The following is an 18,898-nucleotide window of genomic DNA, read 5'->3' on the forward strand; positions in this document are numbered from 1 at the left end:
GCCCCCCCGGGAGCCAGATTTTGGACCGGTTCAAAATACCTTTCAGCACCATCCCGAGACCCCGAAGGAGCGCAATGACGCGCAGCGAACTGCTCATCGGCGGCGCCTGGCAGGCCGCCGCGGCCGGCGGTGCGACCCGCCCCGTCACCTCCCCCTACGACGGCCGGGCGGTCGGCGAGGTCGCCTCGGCGGGCCCCGACGACGTCGAGCGCGCGATCCGGGCGGCCGAGGCCGGTGCCGCCCGCTGGCGCCGCACCCCCGCCCACGAGCGCTCCGACGTCCTGCTGCGCGCGGCCGCCCTGGCCGACGAGCGCGCGGACCGGATCGGCGAGATCCTCAGCGCGGAGAACGGCAAGACCCTGGCCGAGGCGCGCGGCGAGGCCCGTCGCTCCGGGGACATCATCCGGCTCGCGGCCTTCGAGGGCACCCAGCTCTACGGCGAGACGCTGCCGCTGGACGCCAACCGCGGCACCGGCCAGGAGAAGCTCGGCTTCACCCTGCGCCAGCCGGTGGGCATCGTCGCCGCGATCACCCCCTTCAACTACCCGGCCCTGCTGGTCAACCACAAGATCGCCCCCGCGCTGGCGGCGGGCAACGCGGTGATCCTCAAGCCGGCCGGCACCACCCCGCTCACCGCCCTGGCGCTCGCCGAGTGCTTCGTCGACGCCGGGCTGCCCGAGGGCGTGCTCTCGGTGCTGACCGGCTCCGGCGCGGAGCTCGGCGACGCCATCGTCTCCGACCCGCGGGTCCGCAAGATCTCCTTCACCGGCTCCACCGCGGTGGGCGAGCACATCGCCTCCATCGCGGGCGTCAAGAAGCTCTCGCTCGAGCTCGGCTCCTCGGCCCCGGTGGTCGTGCTGCCCGATGCGGACCTGGAGCTCGCGGCCGACGCCGTCGCAGCCGGCGGGTACATCAACGCCGGCCAGGTCTGCATCTCGGTCCAGCGCGTCGTCGCCCACGAGGCGGTGGCCGGGGAGTTCGTCGAGGCCCTCACGGACCGGGTCGCGAAGCTCACCACGGGGGACCCGGCGTCGGCGGAGACCTCGGTGGGCACGCTCATCACCGAGAAGGAGGCCCGGCGCGTCGAGGAGTCGATCCGCCGCGCGGCCGAGGGCGGGGCGCGGCTGACGGTCGGCGGGGAGCGGGAGGGCGCGATCGTCCGGCCCGCGGTGCTGGCCGACGTCGATCCCGACTCGCCCATCGCCCAGGAGGAGCTCTTCGGCCCGGCGGTCGCGGTCTCCACGGCCGCCGACACCGCCTCGGCCCTGCGCACCGCCAACAACTCGGCGTACGGGCTGGCCGCCGGCGTCTTCACCCGCGACGTCGACGCCGCGGTGCGGGCCGCCCGGGAGGTCGACGCCGGCGTCGTGCACGTGAACTGGACGCCCCTGTGGAGGGCGGACCTCATGCCCTACGGCGGCCTCAAGGCCAGTGGCATCGGCAAGGAGGGGCCGCGCGCGGCGGTCGAGGAGATGACCGAGAGCAAGACCATCGTGCTGCACGGGCGGCCCTGGGACTGAAGCCCGGACCGACGACTCGTCATCCGCAGCGACGACTCGTCAGCCCCCGCCTCGGACCGACGTGCCCCCTCCCGCGGCGCCCCTTACGGCACATGACACGGCCTCGCGGCCCCACCACCAGCAGAAAGAGCACCATGACCCAGCACGAGAAGACCATCAGGCTCACCGTGGCCCAGGCGGTGGTCAAGTTCATCACCGCCCAGCACTCGGTGGCCGACGGGCAGCGCCGCCGCTTCATCCCGGCCGCGGCCGGGATCTTCGGCCACGGCAACGTGGCCGGATTCAGCCAGGCGTTCTCCCAGTACTCCGACGAGCTGCCCTTCATCCAGGGCCGCAACGAGCAGGCCCTCGGCCACGCCGGCTCGGCGCTGGCCAAGGCCACCCGGCGCCGGCAGACCCTCGCGGTCACCGCCTCGATCGGCCCCGGCGCCATGAACCTGGTGACGGCGGCCTCCCTGGCGACCGTCAACCGCCTGCCCCTGCTGCTCCTGCCCGGGGACACCTACGCGACCCGCCGACAGGGTCCCGTCCTCCAGCAGCTCGAGGACCCCGCGGACCCGGGGCTGACCGTCAACGACGCCCTCCGCCCGGTCTCCCGGTTCTTCGACCGGATCACCCGCCCGGAGCAGCTCATCACCGCCCTGCCCCAGGCCTTCCGCGTGCTGGCCAACCCGGTGGAGACCGGCGCCGTCGTGCTCTCCCTGCCGCAGGACATCCAGTCCCACGCCTACGACTACCCCGTGGAGCTCTTCCGCCCCCGGGACTGGACCATCCGCCGCCCCATCCCGGCACCGGACGAGGTCGCGGACGTCGCCGAGAGGATCCGGGAGGCCGAGCGGCCGCTGCTGATCGCCGGCGGCGGCGTCCACTACTCGGAGGCCGGCGAGGCCCTCGAGCGGTTCGCCGAGTCCACCGGCGTCCCGGTCGCGGAGACCTTCGGCGGCAAGGGCGCCGTCCAGCACGACGCCGCCTGGTTCCTCGGCGGCATCGGCCTGGAGGGCAACCCCGCCACCAACCGGCTCGTCGCCCGGGCGGACCTGATCCTCAGCGTCGGCACCCGGCTGACCGACTTCGCGACCGGCTCCCAGACCATGTTCCAGGACCCCGGGGTGCGCTTCGCCTCGATCAACGTGACCGAGCTGGACGCCCTCAAGCAGGGCGCCGCGGCCGTGGTCGGCGACGCCCGCCTGGGCCTGGAGGGCCTCGCCGAGGCCCTGTCCGGGCACCGCGTCGCCCAGGACTGGAGCGAGGAGATCGCGGCCCGCAAGGCCGAGTGGGCCCCCGAGCGCTCCCGCGCGCTGGACCCGGACGTCCCCTTCGACCGCGCGGCGGCGGAGGCGGAGGGCCTCGAGATCCCCGCGACCGACGCCGAGGTCACCCAGGGCCAGCTGATCGGCCTGCTGCAGGAGCACGCGCGTTCCGGCGACACCGTCATCGCCGCCGCCGGAGGGCCCCCGGGCGACCTGCTCAAGGTCTGGGACGCCACCGAGGGCCGCGCCTGCCACCTCGAGTTCGGCTTCTCGTGCATGGGCTACGAGATCCCGGCCGGGATCGGCGTGCGGCTGGCCGACCCCGACCCGGAGAAGCGGGTAACCGTGTTCATCGGCGACGGCACGTTCCTGCTCAACCCCACCGAGATCCTCACCGCCGCCCAGGAGCGGCTGGACGTCACCTACGTCGTCTCCGAGAACCACGGCTACCAGGTCATCCGCCGGCTGCAGATGATGAAGTACGGCGAGCAGTTCGGCAACGACTTCCGGTACCGGGAGCCCGGCGAGGGCGGCCGGCTGGAGGGCGGCTACCTCGAGGTGGACCTGGAGGGGATCGGCGGCGGCCTGGGTGCCACCGCCATCCGCGCCACCACCGCGGCGGAGGTCCGCCGCGCCCTGGACGAGACGCGCGGAAGCTCCGGCCCCGTGCTCATCGTGGTCCCGACCGTCCCGCTGGTGGACCTGCCCGGCTCGGGCGTCTTCTGGGACGTCGCCCCCGCCGAGGTCAGCGAGCAGGAGTGGGTCGCGCCGCTGCGCGAGGAGTACGAGCAGGGCCTGGCCGAGCAGAGGTGGCACGTATGAGCACCCCGCTGGACAACGGACGGCTCGCCCGGCGCATCCGCCAGGGCGGCACCGTCATCGGCTCCTTCTCCGGCCTGGGCTCCCCGGCCGCCGCGGAGGTCATGGCCGCCGCGGGCGCCGAGTGGATCCTGCTGGACCTGGAGCACGGCGGCGGCTCGGAGCGGCTGGTCGGGGACACCGTGCCGGCCGTGGGGGCCTACGGCGCCGCGACGCTGGTGCGGGTCGAGCAGGCCGAGCGCATCCGGATCGGCCGGGTGCTCGACGCCGGCGCGGCCGGCGTCATGCTGCCGCGGCTGAGCAGCGCCGCCGAGGTCGAGGAGGCCGTGCGGCACCTGCGCTACCCGGCCGCCGGGGACCGCGGCGTGGCCACCTACAACCGCTCGGTGCGCTGGGGGATGGACCGCGGCGCGCTCGGCCGGGCCGGCGACGAGGCGATCACGATCGTGCAGATCGAGACCCTCGGCGCGTTGGAGGAGGTCGAGCGGATCGCCGCGATCGACGGCGTCGACGTGCTCTTCGTCGGCCCGCTGGACCTCTCCTACGCCCTGGGCACCCCGCTGGACCTCGAGTCCGAGCCGTTCCGCGCCGCCGTGGACCGGGTGCTCGCCGCGGCCTCCTCGGCGGGGATCTGCGCGGGTATCCTCAGTCCCACCGCCGACGCCGCGCGCCAGCGGGCCGAGCAGGGCTTCCGCTTCCTGGCGGTCGGCTCGGACTCCACCCTCCTCGCCGCGGCCACGAGCGACCTCGTGGCCCGGCTCACCCCGGACAGCACCTCAGAAGTCATCCCGGACAACATCTCAGAACAAGGAGCATCATGACCGAAACCCGCGAGATCGGCGTCGGACTCATCAGCGTCGGCTGGATGGGCAAGCTGCACAGCCGCGCCTACGCCAGCCTGCCCGTGGTCTACCCCGAGCTGGGCATCCGACCCCGGCTGGTCCAGGCCGCGGACACCTCCGCCGAGCGCGCGCAGTACGCCGTGGACGTGCTGGGCTACGAGTCGGGCACCACCGACTACCACGAGGTCCTCGCCAACCCTGAGGTCGACGTCGTCTCGATCTGCGCGCCCAACTTCCTCCACGCCGAGATGGGCAAGGCCGCGGCCGCGGCGGGCAAGGCGTTCTGGATCGAGAAGCCGGTGGGCCGCTCCGCCGAGGAGACCGGCGACGTGGCCGAGGCCGCCGACGCCGCGGGCGTGCAGACCGCCGTGGGCTTCAACTACCGCAACGCCCCGGCCATCGAGTACGCCCGCCAGCTCGTCGCGGAGGGCAAGCTGGGCCGGATCACCAACGTGCGCGGCGCCTTCTTCGCCGACTACTCGGCCGAGCCCAAGGGCGCCCTGTCCTGGCGGTTCATCCGCAACCTGGCGGGCTCCGGCGTGCTGGGCGACCTCATGGGCCACCTGACGGACCTCTCCCACTACATCGTGGGGCCCATCGACCGGGTCACCGCCGCCACCTCCACGGTGTACACGGAGCGGCCCGAGCTGCCGATGGGCAGCGGGACCCACTTCGCCGTCATCGAGGACGGGAACATGCTCCCGGTGGAGAACGAGGACTACGCCGCGATGCTGGTGCACTTCGCCGACGACGCCCGGGGCGCGGGGGCCATCGGCACCCTGGAGGCCTCGCGGGTGACGATCGGCCCGCGCGCCAGCTACGGCATCGAGGTCTACGGCACCGAGGGCTCGCTGCGCTGGGACTTCGAGCGGATGAACGAGCTGCAGCTGGCCCTGGGCCACGAGAGCCACGTGGGGTACACCCGGGTCATGGCGGCGGCCGGCTTCGGAGACTTCGAGAAGTTCCAGCCCGGCGCGGGCACCAGCATGGGCTACGACGACCTCAAGGTCATCGAGGCCAAGAAGTTCCTGCAGGCCTACCTCGGCCAGGACTCCGCCCACGCGGACGTGCACGACGCGCTCGCGGCCAACCGGGTGGTCTACGCCGCCGAGGCCGCCGCGGCGAGCGGCGGCTGGGAGTCCGTGGAGCAGGTCCCGAACACCAGCGCCGCGCGCCGCCCCCGCGAGGAGTCGCGGCATGGGTGATCGGAGGGTGGTCGTGGGGCTCGGGCCGGTGCCGCCGGGCAGCGTCGAGCCCCTGCTGGGCGAGGACATCGACTTCCGGCCCGAGCCCACCGCGGAGGACCTGGCGCTGGCCGAGGGCGCCATCGTGCGCGCCGCGGTCACGGTGGGGGAGGACGAGCTCGCCGCGATGCCGCGGATGCGGGTGCTGGCCCGCACTGGCGTCGGGACCGACCAGGTGGACCTCGACGCCGCCGCCCGGCGCGGCATCCCCGTGGCCGTGACCCCGGGGACCAACACCCACGCCGTCGCGGAGGGCGCCTTCGCCCACCTGCTGCACCTGGTCAAGCGGCTCGCGCCGCTCACGGAGCTGATCCGCTCCGGCGGCTGGGCCGAGCGGACCTCCATCCCGGTCGGGGATCTGGAGGGCGCGACGCTGGGCATCGTGGGCTACGGCAGGATCGGCCGCCGCGTCCATGCGCTGGCGGAAGCGTTCGGCATGACCGTGCTCGCCCACGACCCCGTGGCTGAGGTGCCGCCGGCCATCCGCGCCGGGAGCCTCGAGGAGCTGCTCGCCGCCTCCGACGCCGTGACCCTGCACCTGCCGCTGCTCGAACAGACCCGCCACGTCATCGACGCCGCCGCGCTGTCCCGGATGCGCGAGGGCGCGATCCTGGTCAACGTGAGCCGGGGCGGGCTGATCGACGAGGACGCCGCGCTCGCGGCGCTGGAGTCGGGGCGGCTGGCGGGCCTCGGCCTGGACGCCTTCGACCCCGAGCCGGCCCGGCCCCACCCGCTCTACCGGCACCCGGCCACGGTGCTCACGCCCCACGTCATGGGGCTGAGCGCGCGCGCCGCCGAGGCCACCTTCGTCGCGGCGGCGCAGGCCGTCCGGGCGGTGCTCGACGGCGGCGCCCCGGCGGCCACGGCCGGCTGACCGCCCGCCCGCCGCGACGCCGGCCCGCCACACACACGCTTCTTCGAGGAGGAACCATGAACCACCACAAGATCGCTGCCGCTCCCATCTCCTGGGGCGTGTGCGAGGTCCCCGGCTGGGGATACCAGATGGCCCGCGAGCGGGTGCTCGCCGAGATGGGCGAGCTGGGCTTCACCGCCACCGAGTTCGGCCCCGAGGGCTTCCTGCCCGAGGACCCGGCGGAGAAGGCCGAGCTGCTCGCGCGGCACGGCCTGAAGGCCGTCGGCGGGTTCGTCCCGGTCGTCCTCCACGATCCCGAGGCGGATCCCCTGCCGATCATCGAGCGCGAGCTGGAGGGGTACCGCTCGGCGGGCGCCGGGACGCTCGTGCTCTCGGCCGCGACCGGCGTCGACGGGTACGACGCCGAGCGCCCGGTCCTGGACGAGCGTGGCTGGGAGACGCTGCTGGGCACCGTGGACCGGGTCGTCGCGCTCGCGGCGGAGGCCGGCGTCGCCGTCGCCCTGCATCCGCACGTGGGCACCATGGTCGAGACGCAGGCCGAGCTGGACCGGGTGCTGGCGGGCTCGGAGGTGCCGATCTGCTTCGACACCGGCCACATGTTCATCGGCGGGATCGATCCCGCAGCCTTCGCCCGCGACCACGCCGACCGGGTCTCCCACGTGCACCTGAAGGACGTGAAGCTGGACCGGGCCCGGCAGGTGCAGGAGGGCGAGCGGAGCTACTACGGCGCCGTCGTCGAGGGCATGTACCAGCCGTTGGGCGAGGGCGACGTCGACATCCGCGGGATCGTGCGCAGCCTGCGCGCGGCGGGGTACGAGGGCTGGTTCACGCTGGAGCAGGACAACGTGGTGGGCTCGGAGCCCGCCGCCGGCGAGGGACCGCGCGAGGAGGCCCGGCGGAGCGTCGAGTACCTCCGGGGCATCCTGGAGGAGGCGCGGTGAGCGCCGCGCGGGGGCTGCGGATCGGGGTGCTCGGGCTCGGCCGGATCGGCCGGATGCACGCCGCGCACCTCATCCTGACCGAGGGCGTCGGCGAGGTGGTCCTGATCGGGCGCGACGCCGGGCGCCTGGAGGAGGCTGCCGCGGCGGTCGAAGAGGAGGTCACGGCCGCCCTCGGGCGGGAGGCCGCGGCCACCGCCGCCGTGTGGGGCGAGCCGGCGCGGGAGGGGGTGAGCGCGGCCGCGGCCCGGCCTGAGGCCGCCTCCCGTCTCGGGGCCGCATCCCGTCCCGGCGCCGCCGGCCGGGACGGAGGCGCTCGGGACCCGGGCGTGCAGGGTGCGGACATGCAGGGCGCGGATCCCCGGGGCTCGGAGGGCAGGAGCCGCGCCGCGGTCAGCCGCCGCCTGACCGACGGCGACGGCGGGCACCTGGAAGGGCTGGACGGCGTCGTCATCGCGACCTCCACCGCCAGCCACCCCGAGCTGATCCGCGAGGCCGCGGCGGCCGGGCTGCCGGTGCTGGCGGAGAAGCCGCTGGCGCTGGACCCCGAGGCGCAGGACGCGCTGATCCGCGACCTCGCGGACGCGCCGGCCCCGGTCATGCTCGGCTACCACCGCCGGTACGACCCCGCCTACCGCGATCTGCGCTGCCGGGTGCGGACCGGGGAGATGGGCCGGATCCGGCTCGTCCACGCGGTCAGCCACGACCACCACCACGTGAGCCCCGACTACGTCGGGCCCTCCGGCGGCATCTGGCGGGACCTGGCGATCCACGACTTCGACGCCGTCCCCTGGCTGCTGGGGGAGGAGGTGCGCAGCGTCTACGCCACCGGCTCGGCGATCGACGGGCCGGGCTACGCCGAGCAGGGCGACCTGGACACCGCGACGGCGATCCTCACCTTCGCCTCCAGGGCGCAGGCCGTGGTCAGCGCGGCCCGCAACATCGCGGCGGGCCACGACGTCCGCACCGAGGTGTACGGCAGCGAGGGCGCCTACGGCACGGGCCTGGACGGCATGGTCCCGGTGCTCTCCACGGAGCCCGGGATCGCGCCGCCGGGGGACACCCACGAGGAGTTCACCGACCGCTTCGGCCGGGCCTTCCGGGTGGAGGCCGCCCACTTCGTGAGCCTGCTGCGGGGCGAGGCGGAGAACCTCACCCCTCCGGCCGCGTGCGCGGGCGCCCTGCGGCTGGCGCTGGCCGCCGAGAAGTCGGTGCGGACGGGGATGCCGGTCGCGGTGCCTGCCTCTTCTAAGTGAAACCCCCGCTCCTGTATTTTTACTTTAGCTAGGCTAGAGTAAAAATACAGGGAGGGGGTGCGCGGATGACGGAGTACGTGGAGCGGCTCTGGCGCCCCGAGGACAGCGGCCTCGGCGGGGGGCTCAGCCGGAGGGATCGGGAACCGGGGCGCTACCTCGCCTACGTCCCGGACGAGCTCGGCACCGAGCTGCCGCACCTGGGTACCGGCGCGGAGGAGGCCGCCGCGGATGCGCTGGCCGTCCTCGCCCGCGCCGATGAGAGGATCGGCGAGCGGGGCCGCTTCCTCAACCATCTGCTGATCCGCTCGGAGAGCATCTCCTCCTCCTGGATCGAGGGCAACAGGGTGACGCCGAAGAAGCTGGCCGTCGCCGAGCTGTTCCAGCAGGGACCTGCCGTCGCGCTTGAGGTCGTGGCGAACGTCCGCGCCACGGAGGACGCCGTGGCGGCCTTGGCGGACCGGTCGCGGCCGGTGACCGTGGAGGACGTCGAGCGGCTGCAGCACGTCATCGAGCCTTCCTTGGAGCCCGGCATCCGGCGGGAGCAGAACTGGGTGGGAGGTTCCGGCCTGAGCCCGCTGCGGGCCGACTTCGTGCCGCCGCCGGAGAGCGAGGTGCCTCGGCTGCTGGAGGACCTCTCCCGCTTCGTCACGCAGACCCACGGCAACCCGGTGGTGCGGGCGGCGATCGCGCACGCCCAGTTCGAGACCATCCACCCTTTCATCGACGGCAACGGCCGCATCGGGCGCGCGCTGATCCACACCGTCCTGCGCCGCACCGATGCGCTGCGGAACACGCTCATCCCCATCAGCATGGTCTTCGCGGGGGACACGAACGCCTACCTGGCCGGGCTGATGGCCTTCCGCGGCGCCCCTCCGGACCTCGACGCGTGGGTGACGGCCTTCGCCGAGGCCACCGAGCGGGCCGCCGCGAACGCCGTCCGCCTGGCGGACGAGGTCGCCCGCGCCGACGGGATCGTGCACGAGGAGCTCATCGCCCATCGCAGGGAACAGGGGCGCTCGCCCGTGGAGCCGCGTCGTGACGCCCTCACCCGGCGCATCCTCGGCATCCTGGCCAGCGAGCCGGTGCTGACGGCCGCGGCGGTGCAGCGACGCCTCGGAGGGTCTCCCGCCGCGATCCACCGTGCCCTGACGGAGCTGGCCGACGCCGGGATCCTGAAGCGCACCAAGAACCAGAAGGGACGGCTGGTCTGCTGGAGCGCCGACCGGTACCTCGGGCTGGTCACCCTGACGGAACGCAGCAATCGGGCGGGCGGCATCGACACGGCCGTCCGCGCGCCGCGGCTGGGGCCGGCCGTGCCTGACCCGCGGAGTGCGGGGATATTGCGGCCGGGGAGGACCGGCTCCGCCTCGTGAGAAGGTGCGCGGACTGGACCGCGCGCCTTCCTCCGGGGCGCTCCCCGGGCCCCGGCGGCCTCAGTGCCCCGCCGGGGTGCCCCAGGGGCGGTGGCGGGAGGGGCCACGGCGCCGCCTCGTGCGGTGGTGCTGGAGGCGCGAGTGCTCGATCGCGTCCTGGGCCTCGTCCAGGGTGCGGTAGTCGCCCAGGTGCTGGCCGTACTGGCCGTGCAGCGAGTAGCGGGCCTCGGCGGTGGTGATGTATCCGGCGAACTGCCCGTCGCGGATGCCGGAGTAGACGGTGTGGTCGGCTTGGTGCCAGACGACCTCGGAGGCCGCCGGCGCGTTCGTGTTCATGGGAATTTCTGTAACTTCAATTCGTGCAGGGCACGGCGCGCCCATCGTCGGGCTTCGCGTGCTGGTGTCAGTGCGAGGCGGAAACCTCCGGCGTTCACGCGTCGGAGAAGACGTCGCCTCGGGCCGCGGCAGGATCCAGGACGGTTCGCCGTCGGATCGGCCGTGCGGGCCAAGAGCAACCTTCACTATAGCACGGGGGCCGTGCGGGGATAGGGCTGGGTCGCGGAGAAGGTGCGGGGCCGGGGTCTGCCGGGCTGGACCCCGCTGGTCCGGGGCTCGCTGGCCTGGAGCCAGCCGGTCCGGAAGCCCGCCGGTCTGGAAGCCCGCCGGCCCGGGAGCCTGCCGCTCTGGAGCCCGCCGGGGCGGCGTCGTCCGCCGGAAGGGCTCGCGCGCGGGCGGCCGACGTGGAAGACTTGAGGGGACGGCGGATGCGCCGTCGCGGCGGTGGGGCTCGCCGTACCCAACCTCGAGCATTCGACAACAGTCCCTACCCGGATGGCCCGAACGCGCCCGAAAGGTAGGAGAGACGATGAGCGCACTTCCCCCCGATGACACCGGATACCGCCCAGGCCCCGTCGTGGCCGGGGTGACGCCCGGGCAGCTTCCCGCGGTCCTCGCCGAGGCCGCCGGCTTCGCGGAGCACTTCGGCGCCGAGCTGATCTGCGTGAGCGTCGACGCCTCACGCTACTCGACCGACACAGAGACCGAGGAAGGCCTCACCGCGCGCCCCATCGACCCCGACGCCGCCGGCGACGAGGCCGTCTCCTTCGACCCGACGCTGCGCGAGGAGATCGCCGCCGTGCTGGCCTGCCGCTCGGTGCCATGGTCAGTCCGGGCGCTCGCGGGCAATCCCTCCCGGCGGCTCGCCCGGTTCGCGGACGACGTCGACGCCTCGATGATCGTGGTCGGCACCCGCGAGGCGGGGCTCCGGGGATCCCTGCGCGAGTTCTTCAACGGATCGGTCGCCGTGCAGCTGGCCCACACCCAGCGGCGCCCGGTGGTCGTGATCCCGCTGGACCCCCGCGCCGACCACAGCGGCTCGCCCCTGGGGCGGGACGAGTAGTGGCGCCGCACGACGACGCCGCGCGGCCGGGTATCTCCTCCGGCAGCGGCGGGCATGGCCTCTCCTCCGACGCCGGCGGACCGGGCACCTCGCCCGCCCGCGGCCGGGAGCGGCCCATCCACCTGCGTCCCTCCTCCATGCTGCTCGTCTTCCTGGGCGGGGCCGCGGGGGTCTCCGCGCGGGAGGCCCTCGTGCTGGCCTTCCCCACGGCCCACGGGTTCCCGTGGGCGGTGCTCGGGATCAACGTCACCGGGGCCTTCCTGCTCGGGTTGCTCCTCGACGCCCTCGCCCGCAGCGGGCCGGACCGGGGCGCACGCCGGGCGGCACGGCTGGGGCTCGGGACCGGCCTGATCGGCGGGTACACGACCTACAGCGCGCTCGCAGCGGACGCGGCGCAGCTGATCGGCTCGGGCCCCGTCGGGGCGGGGATCGCCTACGCCATGGCGACCCTGCTGCTCGGGGGGATCGCGACGGGGCTCGGCGTCGCGGCCGCCACGCTCGTCCGCCGGTCGACGACGCAGGGCCGGGACGGAGCGTCGGAGCGGGTCGGAGCCTCCGAGACTGGGGAGGGCCGCTCATGACCCCTCTGATCTTCGCACTCATGGCGGTCGCCGGCGGGCTGGGCGCGGTGTGCCGCCTGGTGCTCGACGGCGTCGTGCGTTCCCGCACCAGCGGTGCCGTGCCGTGGGGGACCGTCCTCATCAACCTCACCGGCTCGTTCCTGCTGGGGCTGCTGACCGGCCTGGTGGGAGGCCAGGCCCTGCCCGACGCATGGCTGCCGATCCTCGGCACGGGGTTCCTCGGCGGCTACACCACCTTCTCCACGGCCAGCTTCGAGACCGTGCGGCTGCTCCAGCAGCGGCGGTGGGCGGCCGGCGTCGTCAACGGCCTCGGCGTGCTGGTGACCGCGACGGTGGCCGCCGGCCTGGGGCTGTGGATCGGTTCGCTCTTCTAGGATCGGATTCCGGAGAGGCATCGAGAGGTTCAGGCGCTGGCGGACGCGCGGGGACGTCAGCCGTCAGGCGCGGCGTGGAATAAGCGGTTTCGCAGGTATCCGACGTCGTGAGCTAGGCATTTTCGGAGCTTTCGTTCCGAAAAATTAGTGGCGAGGCACGATAGGTGATGCGGCGAAGCGTCGGATTTCCGGTAGGAAAGCTCCGAAAAACGCTAGTACTGCGCACCTCTGCTCGTGATCCCGATCGAGATGTCCGGACTGCTCGCGCCGTGTGTCGTGTGTTGGGCTAGCCTGTGAGCCGATCGCCTCCTCCTGATCGATGGGGCGGAGCCTTCGCGCGGCGGGAAGGTCGGCAGCCGTACCGCCGCGCGGGATCGGCCCGTAGAATGCTCGGCAACCGAGGATCTCCGCGCACGCGCACTTCGTCCCAGGCGGGCGGACGCAGCGCCCGGGCGGGCCCCGGGCAACCGTGACCACAGGCGGAAGGTGCGTGTCATGCGGAGACTGGTCTACGGCATGAACGTCTCCCTGGATGGCTACATCGCCGCGCCCGGCGACGACCTCAGCTGGAGCGAGCCGAGCGAGGAGCTGTTCCAGTGGTGGCTCGACGAGGAGCGGGCGATCAGCCTGCTGCTGTACGGGCGCAGGCTGTGGGAGACCATGAGCTCCTACTGGCCGACCGGCGACCGGCAGCCGGGCGCCACCCCGGCGCAGGTCGAGTTCGCGCGGAACTGGCGGGACACGCCGAAGGCGGTGTTCTCCTCGACGCTCGGCGAGGTCGGCTGGAACGCCCGCCTGGTCACCGGCGACGCCGTCGAGGAGATCACGCGGCTCAAGGCGGGCGAGGGCGGGCCGATGCGCGTCGGCGGCGCGGCGCTCGCCGGGGCCGTGATGCGGGCCGGGCTGATCGACGAGTACGCGGTCGTCACCCATCCGGTCCTGCTGGGCGGCGGGGCCCCTTCTTCGCGACGCTGAACAGCTGGTCGGGACTGAGCCTGACGGAGAGGCGGACGTTCCCCGGCGGCGTCGCCCTGAGCAGGTACGAGACGAGGCGCTGACCTGCGCGAGCACTCGGTTCCAGGTGTCGTCCGCGGCCATCCGGTGACACCGGGGCGGCTAATCCGGCGGACCGGCTTCTTTTCGGAGTGAAAGCTCCGAAAAGCGCTAGTAGTGCGCAGGTCGTGGTGTGAATCCGCTCGATGTCCCAAGGGAGGGATCGGCCGAACTGGCAGGTCGCCCGGCCGCCCGGACCGCCGGCGCGGCTCACCTCTTCGCGACGGGATCCCCGCCCGGGACGAGGACCGGCATCAGCCGGACCAGGACCACCATCCCGATCAGCTCCACCAGCGTCTGCGTGACCACCGCCAGCGGCGCGAGGGCCAGCGGCTCCGGCAGGGCCAGGGCCAGCGGCAGGACGACGAGGGAGTTGCGCGTGGCGGTCGAGAACGCGGCCGCGCGCCGGGCCGGCGCGTCCAGGCGGGCCAGGCGGCCGGCGACCAGCCCGAGAGCCACCGCCAGCACGAGGAAGGCGGCGTACAGCGGGACCAGCCGGGCCAGTTGCCCGGCCTGTCCGCCCACCGCGGCGACCTGGGAGCCGATCACCACGGCCAGCGTCGCCATCATCAGCGGCACCATGGCACCCGCCATGATCCCCTCCACGGCGGTCCCCGCCCGGTGCCGGCGCCCGAGGGCCTGGACCGCGGCGGCCGCGGCGAGCGGGATCACGATGAGGACCAGGAACGCCTCCAGGAAGGGGCCGACGTCGATCACCGCGATGGCCTCGCCTCCGGCGAAGAGCAGGAGGTACAGGGGCAGCAGGGCCATCTGCAGGAGCATCAGCAGCGGGGTGGCCGCCAGCAGCCGGGCCCTGGCGCCCCCGGCCAGCCCCGTGAAGACGATGACGTAGTCGACGCAGGGCGTCAGCAGCACCAGCAGGACGCCGAGCAGCAGGCCGCGGTCCCCGGCCACGAAGCGCGAGAGGCCGAAGACGATCAGGGGGACGGCCAGGAAGTTGGTCGCCGTGACCGTGAGCAGGAAGCGCGCGTCCCTGAAGCCCTTCCCGACCTCTGTGAGGGGGATGCCCAGGAAGGTGGCGAAGAGCAGCAGGGCGAGGACCGGGTTGATCGAGGCCTCGAGGGCGGGAGCGAGTCCCGGGGCGCCTAGGCCCGCCGCGGCGCCCGCGAGCATCGCGACCAGGTAGAGCGGCACCTGGTGCCCCTCCCACCACCCGATCGCTCGGCGCAATCCCGGTCCTCCCCGCAGTACGTGTGCTCTTCCCGAGCAGAGTACCCGTTCCGGCCGCACGGTCGGGTCCTCTGAGGGGCCCGACGGCGCTCAGGCCGGTCCGGGCCCGCCCCTTCAGGCAATCGCGGCCGCCGTCCGCGGCTGCTTCAGGAACTGCGTCAGCACCATCCCGACCAGGTACAGCGTCGCGATGACCCAGACCACCGGCGTCATGCCGATGACCGGGACCAGGGAGGCCAGCACCGGGCCCACGAGCTGGCTCGCCCCCGCGCCCAGGTTGAGCACCGCGATGGCAGGCCCCTTGTTCTCCCCGGCGAGCTGCGGGATGAGCGCGCTGAGCGGCACGAACATGCCCAGGGCGAGCCCGTAGACCACCGCGATCACGATCGTGACCCAGAAGTTCGGCCCGATCCAGGTGGGCACGAAGTACAGGGCCAGCACCGTGACGAAGCAGCCGAAGCCGCCGGCCCAGGTGATGATCTGCCGCGGCCCCAGGTAGTGCGCGCCGTAGCCGGCGATGATGTTCGCCAGGACGTTGGCGAAGAGCATCGTGCCCCAGATGAGCTGCCACTCGGTGTCGCTGAAGCCGATCTGCTTGACCATGTAGGTGGTCAGGAACGCCACGAACGCGTAGAAGCTCGTGGTGTTGATGACGCGCACGACGCCGCCGATCCCCACCCGCGGATGGTCCCGGATCACGGTGATGCCCCTGACCAGAGAGCCGAGGCTCTCGGCGAGCGGGACCCGGCGCCGGGCCGCGCCGGGAACCTTGAACAGCGCGATGGCCGAGCCGGCCGCGACGAACGCCAGCGCCAGCCACAGGGTCCCGAGCTGGCCGATCACCGGCAGCGTGAAGCCCGCGACGTACGAGCTGATGACGCCCAGCCCCAGCGCGTAGGCGAACCAGTACCAGCCCACCGACTTGTGCAGGGTCCTCGGCTCGGCCTCGTCGTTGACCCACACCAGGAACCCGAAGGCGAACATGGCGTAGCCGGCCGCGCGCACCGTGAAGGCGATCAGCATCAGCGGGTAGCTGCCCACCGAGACGCCGAAGACCAGGAACACCACGTGCATGGCGAGCCAGATCGCGGCACCGGTCATGATGACCCGCTTGGAGCCCCACGCCTGCGCGAGGGCCCCGGCGGCCCACGCGGCGATGGCGGCGCTCGCGCCGTAGGCGCTCCACAGCAGGGCGACGCGGCCGGCGTCGAACCCCAGGGTGTCCAGGTAGGGGGAGAGGAAGGCGGTCTCCATGCCGTCGCCGACCATGAAGACGGTCAGCGCGGCCAGGGCCCAGACGAGCTTGCGGTTGCGGGAGGGACCCGGGCGGCGGGCGGCCGTGGGAGCGGCGAGGTCCTCGCCGGTCCGCGCGCTCACGCCCGGCCCCCGGGTCCGGAGGCGGCGCCCGCGCCGGCGTGGGCCGGTTCGCGCTGCTCACCGGCGGCGGCCCGCACGGCCTCGCCGGCTACCCTGCCGGGGTGCCCCTCCGGCAGCCGGTCCCCGGCGCCGAAGAGCTTGTGGCGCAGGGTCCCCTCCTCGTACTCCTCGGGATAGGCCCCCAGCCGCTGCAGTTCGGGCACCACGTACTCGACGACGTCCTCGAAGGTCCCCGGCGTGATCGCGTAGGCCAGGTTGAAGCCGTCGACGCCGGTCTCCTCGACCCACTCGACCAGCTCGCGCGCCACCGACTCCCCGGAGCCGACGATCCGCGGCCCGAAGCCGCCGATGCCCACGAACTCGGCGATGTCCCGCACGGTCCACGGCCGCCCGTCCTCGTTGACCTTCTGGAAGGTCTCGATCGCGGAGTGGATCGCGTTGGACTTCACGTTGCCCAGCGGCTCGTCGAGGTCGAAGCCGGACAGGTCCAGGCCCATCCACCCCGAGATCAGCGTCAGCGCGCCCTCGTGGTCCACATACTCCTGCAGCTCGCGGTGCTTGGCGTGCGCGGCCTCGTCGGTGGGGCCGGTGACCACGGTCAGCAGCGTGTAGATGCGGATCGAGTCCCGCGGGCGGCCCGCGGCCTCGACGGCGTCGCGCAGCCGGGTCACCGTCTCGCGCAGGTGCGTCCTGCTGGGGCTCGCGACGAAGACGCACTCGGCGTTCTCCGCCGCGAACCGGGTGCCGCGCTTCGAGGCGCCCGCCTGGAACAGCACGGGGGTGCGCTGCGGGGAGGGCTCGCACAGGTGGATGCCGGGGACGGTGAAGTACTCGCCGCGGTGGTCGATCTCGTGCACGCGCGAGGGGTCGGTGAAGGTGGCGGACTCGGCGTCGCGCACGACGGCGTCGTCCTCCCAGGAGCCCTCCAGCAGCTTGTAGACCACCTGGAGGTAGTCCTCGGCGTGCTCGTAGCGCTCGTCGTGCTCCAGCTGGTCGGCGTTGCCGAAGTTCCGGGCCGCCGAGGGCAGGTAGCCGGTCACGATGTTCCAGCCGAGCCGGCCGCGGGTCGCGTGGTCCAGGGTGGAGAGGCGGCGGGCGAAGGAGTAGGGGTGCTCGTAGGCGGTCCCGGCGGTGACGCCGAAGCCGAGGTGCTCGGTCACCGCCGCCATCCCGGAGACCAGCAGCAGCGGGTCGTTGACCGGGACCTGGGTGCCGGCCTTCAGCGTCGCCTCGTTGGACCCGCCGTAGACGTCGTAGGTGCCCAGGACGTCGGCGATGAAGATCCCGTCGAACAGCCCCTTCTCCAGGGTCTGCGCGAGCCCGGTCCAGTAGCCCAGGTCCTTGTACGACGCCGAGCGGTCCTCCGGGTGCCGCCACAGGCCGGGCGACTGGTGGCCCACGCAGTTCATGTCGAAGGCGTTGAGGCGGACGCGGACGGCGGTCCGGGCGGGGGCGGGCGAGTGTACGGCGTGCTCAGGCATGTCCTGCTCCTTTGTTGACTCCGACGTCCCAGACCAGCAGCGGCTGATTCCCGTTGACCAGGAGATCGCCGAGCTGACGGGCCTTGAAGATCCAGGGGTTGTGGTTGGCGACGGTGCGCGCGTTGCGCCAGTGTCGGTCCAGGCTCAGCCCGGTCTCGGTGGCGGAGGCGCTCAGCGCGTCGAAGAGCTTGGTCGCGGCCTGCGGGACGATCCCGCTCAGGGCGACCTGGGCCTTGGCGGTCGCGGTCTCGAACGCCAGGATGTGGGCGGGGGCGGCGGCCTTCTCGGGCCGATCGCTCCAGCCCGCCCGCTCGACGTCGATGGCCGTGTCCAGGAGCCGGGCGGTGCGCAGCGCGAGGGTCCGCGCGGTGAACGCGGCGGCCTCGAGCTCGCCCGCGACCTGCAGGATCTGCGGGTCGTCGCGGACCAGCTCGGTATTGGCGTGGGAGTAGTTGCGGGTGCGGTTCCGGACGGCGACGCCGAGGTCGTCCACCACGCCCTGGGCGATGCCGGCATGCACGGTCAGGAGGAACTGCTGGTACAGGCCCGTCTGGTACCCGATGCGCTCGGCGAAGGGCTTCACCTGGCCGGCGGGGACGAACACGTCGTCGAACCTCGCGGTCCCGGACCCGGTCTGGCGCTGCCCGAATCCGGACCAGTCGTCGCTGATCGCGACGCTGCCCTCGGGGGCGCCGGCGGCAGGGGTCAGGGGCGCGACGACGTCGAGCGCCTCCCCGGTCTCCGCGTGGCGGGCGGTGACGTCGGCCCAGTCGGCGAAGATGCTGCCGGTCGTGTAGTACTTGGTGCCGCTGAGCAGGTAGCCGGCGACGCCGTCCCGCTCGGCCGGCGTCGCCGTGGTGGCGGTGCCGCCGGCCCCGGGCTCGGTCCAGGCATTGCCGGCCAGCCGGCGCTCGGCCGCGAACCGCAGCACGTGCTCGGCCTGGGCGACGGCGGCCGGTGTGCGGTGCCGGCGCAGCGCGAAGGTCTCCAGGGCGTCGTCGACCAGGGTGAAATGGCCGCGCAGGGCCTGGACGATCGAGGAGTCGGCGGCGGCGAGGTCGATCAGGAGGCCGGTGGTCTCCTCCCAGCTCAGGCCGGCGCCGCCCTCCTCCCGCGGGAGGCGCACGGCGCCGAGGCCGGCGTGGGCGAGGTCGCGGATCTCCAGGTGCGGGAGCACGCGGTTGCGCTCGCGCTCGACGGCGCCCGCGGCGATCCCGGGGAACAGGGCGCGGATGCCGTCGATGGACACGGGGTCGGTCATGGGGGCTGGTCCTCTTTCACGGTGGGGGTCGGTCGGGAGCGGGCTGGGGGCGGGTCGCCGGCAGG

General features: G+C 73.5%; 16 protein-coding genes and 1 pseudogene. 12 read left to right on the plus strand and 5 right to left on the minus strand.

Annotated elements, in window-relative coordinates:
- Positions 1–74 precede the first annotated feature (74 nt).
- The 8 genes from EWV39_RS11820 to EWV39_RS11855 all read left to right on the plus strand — a co-directional run bounded on the left by EWV39_RS11820 (position 75) and on the right by EWV39_RS11855 (position 10,116).
- Positions 75–1,520 (plus strand): aldehyde dehydrogenase family protein, encoded by a 1,446-nt coding sequence (locus tag EWV39_RS11820; protein ID WP_129660459.1) that lies wholly within the window; start codon positions 75–77, stop codon positions 1,518–1,520.
- 134 nt (positions 1,521–1,654) lie between these two features.
- Positions 1,655–3,592 (plus strand): 3D-(3,5/4)-trihydroxycyclohexane-1,2-dione acylhydrolase (decyclizing), encoded by a 1,938-nt coding sequence (gene iolD / locus EWV39_RS11825; RefSeq protein WP_129660462.1) that lies wholly within the window; start codon positions 1,655–1,657, stop codon positions 3,590–3,592.
- Positions 3,589–4,410, plus strand: a complete 822-nt coding sequence (locus EWV39_RS11830) for an HpcH/HpaI aldolase family protein (RefSeq protein WP_129660465.1) — start codon at positions 3,589–3,591, stop codon at positions 4,408–4,410. Before iolD ends, EWV39_RS11830 begins: the two co-directional genes overlap by 4 nt.
- The gene (locus tag EWV39_RS11835) at positions 4,407–5,636 is read left to right on the plus strand and encodes a Gfo/Idh/MocA family protein (RefSeq protein WP_129660468.1); all 1,230 of its coding nucleotides are present in this window, start codon (positions 4,407–4,409) and stop codon (positions 5,634–5,636) included. The genes EWV39_RS11830 and EWV39_RS11835 overlap by 4 nt, the downstream gene beginning before the upstream one ends.
- Entirely contained in the window at positions 5,629–6,549 is a 921-nt protein-coding gene (locus EWV39_RS11840; RefSeq protein ID WP_129660471.1) for an NAD(P)-dependent oxidoreductase, read from the plus strand. Before EWV39_RS11835 ends, EWV39_RS11840 begins: the two co-directional genes overlap by 8 nt.
- Positions 6,550–6,605: 56 nt before the next feature.
- A complete protein-coding gene (locus EWV39_RS11845) occupies positions 6,606–7,490 on the plus strand; it encodes a TIM barrel protein (protein ID WP_129660474.1) in 885 nt (294 codons plus the stop codon).
- Positions 7,487–8,743 (plus strand): Gfo/Idh/MocA family protein, encoded by a 1,257-nt coding sequence (locus EWV39_RS11850; RefSeq protein WP_129660477.1) that lies wholly within the window; start codon positions 7,487–7,489, stop codon positions 8,741–8,743. Before EWV39_RS11845 ends, EWV39_RS11850 begins: the two co-directional genes overlap by 4 nt.
- A gap of 65 nt (positions 8,744–8,808) precedes the next feature.
- Positions 8,809–10,116, plus strand: a complete 1,308-nt coding sequence (locus EWV39_RS11855; protein WP_129660480.1) for a Fic family protein — start codon at positions 8,809–8,811, stop codon at positions 10,114–10,116.
- A gap of 60 nt (positions 10,117–10,176) precedes the next feature.
- Here the strand turns inward: EWV39_RS11855 and EWV39_RS11860 are convergent, their stop codons facing one another.
- Complete coding sequence (locus EWV39_RS11860; RefSeq protein ID WP_129660483.1) at positions 10,177–10,452, minus strand: hypothetical protein; 276 nt, start codon at positions 10,450–10,452, stop codon at positions 10,177–10,179.
- A gap of 529 nt (positions 10,453–10,981) precedes the next feature.
- On the opposite strand from EWV39_RS11860, the gene EWV39_RS11865 reads away from it, so the two are divergent.
- The 4 genes and pseudogenes from EWV39_RS11865 to EWV39_RS11880 all read left to right on the plus strand — a co-directional run bounded on the left by EWV39_RS11865 (position 10,982) and on the right by EWV39_RS11880 (position 13,528).
- Positions 10,982–11,515 (plus strand): universal stress protein, encoded by a 534-nt coding sequence (locus EWV39_RS11865; RefSeq protein WP_129660486.1) that lies wholly within the window; start codon positions 10,982–10,984, stop codon positions 11,513–11,515.
- Entirely contained in the window at positions 11,515–12,096 is a 582-nt protein-coding gene (locus EWV39_RS11870) for a fluoride efflux transporter FluC (RefSeq protein WP_238148325.1), read from the plus strand. Before EWV39_RS11865 ends, EWV39_RS11870 begins: the two co-directional genes overlap by 1 nt.
- Positions 12,093–12,470: a fluoride efflux transporter CrcB gene (gene crcB / locus EWV39_RS11875; protein WP_129660489.1), complete on the plus strand. Its 378-nt coding sequence runs from the start codon at positions 12,093–12,095 to the stop codon at positions 12,468–12,470. Before EWV39_RS11870 ends, crcB begins: the two co-directional genes overlap by 4 nt.
- 495 nt (positions 12,471–12,965) lie before the next feature.
- Positions 12,966–13,528 (plus strand): annotated as a pseudogene (locus tag EWV39_RS11880) (dihydrofolate reductase family protein).
- Positions 13,529–13,733: 205 nt separating this feature from the next.
- Here the strand turns inward: EWV39_RS11880 and EWV39_RS11885 are convergent.
- The 4 genes from EWV39_RS11885 to EWV39_RS11900 form a co-directional block, all read right to left on the minus strand.
- A complete protein-coding gene (locus EWV39_RS11885; protein WP_272947841.1) occupies positions 13,734–14,714 on the minus strand; it encodes an arsenic resistance protein in 981 nt (326 codons plus the stop codon).
- A 114-nt stretch (positions 14,715–14,828) separates the two neighbouring features.
- A complete protein-coding gene (locus EWV39_RS11890; RefSeq protein ID WP_129660492.1) occupies positions 14,829–16,091 on the minus strand; it encodes an RbtT/DalT/CsbX family MFS transporter in 1,263 nt (420 codons plus the stop codon).
- On the minus strand, positions 16,088–17,572 hold the full coding sequence (locus tag EWV39_RS11895) for an LLM class flavin-dependent oxidoreductase (RefSeq protein WP_129660495.1): 1,485 nt from the start codon (positions 17,570–17,572) through the stop codon (positions 16,088–16,090). The genes EWV39_RS11890 and EWV39_RS11895 overlap by 4 nt, the downstream gene beginning before the upstream one ends.
- Positions 17,565–18,833 (minus strand): acyl-CoA dehydrogenase family protein, encoded by a 1,269-nt coding sequence (locus EWV39_RS11900; RefSeq protein ID WP_129660498.1) that lies wholly within the window; start codon positions 18,831–18,833, stop codon positions 17,565–17,567. The genes EWV39_RS11895 and EWV39_RS11900 overlap by 8 nt, the downstream gene beginning before the upstream one ends.
- Positions 18,834–18,898: the final 65 nt, after the last annotated feature.

It is taken from the genome of Rothia halotolerans (genome assembly GCF_004136635.1).
Taxonomy (GTDB): Bacteria; Actinomycetota; Actinomycetes; order Actinomycetales; family Micrococcaceae; genus Rothia; species Rothia halotolerans.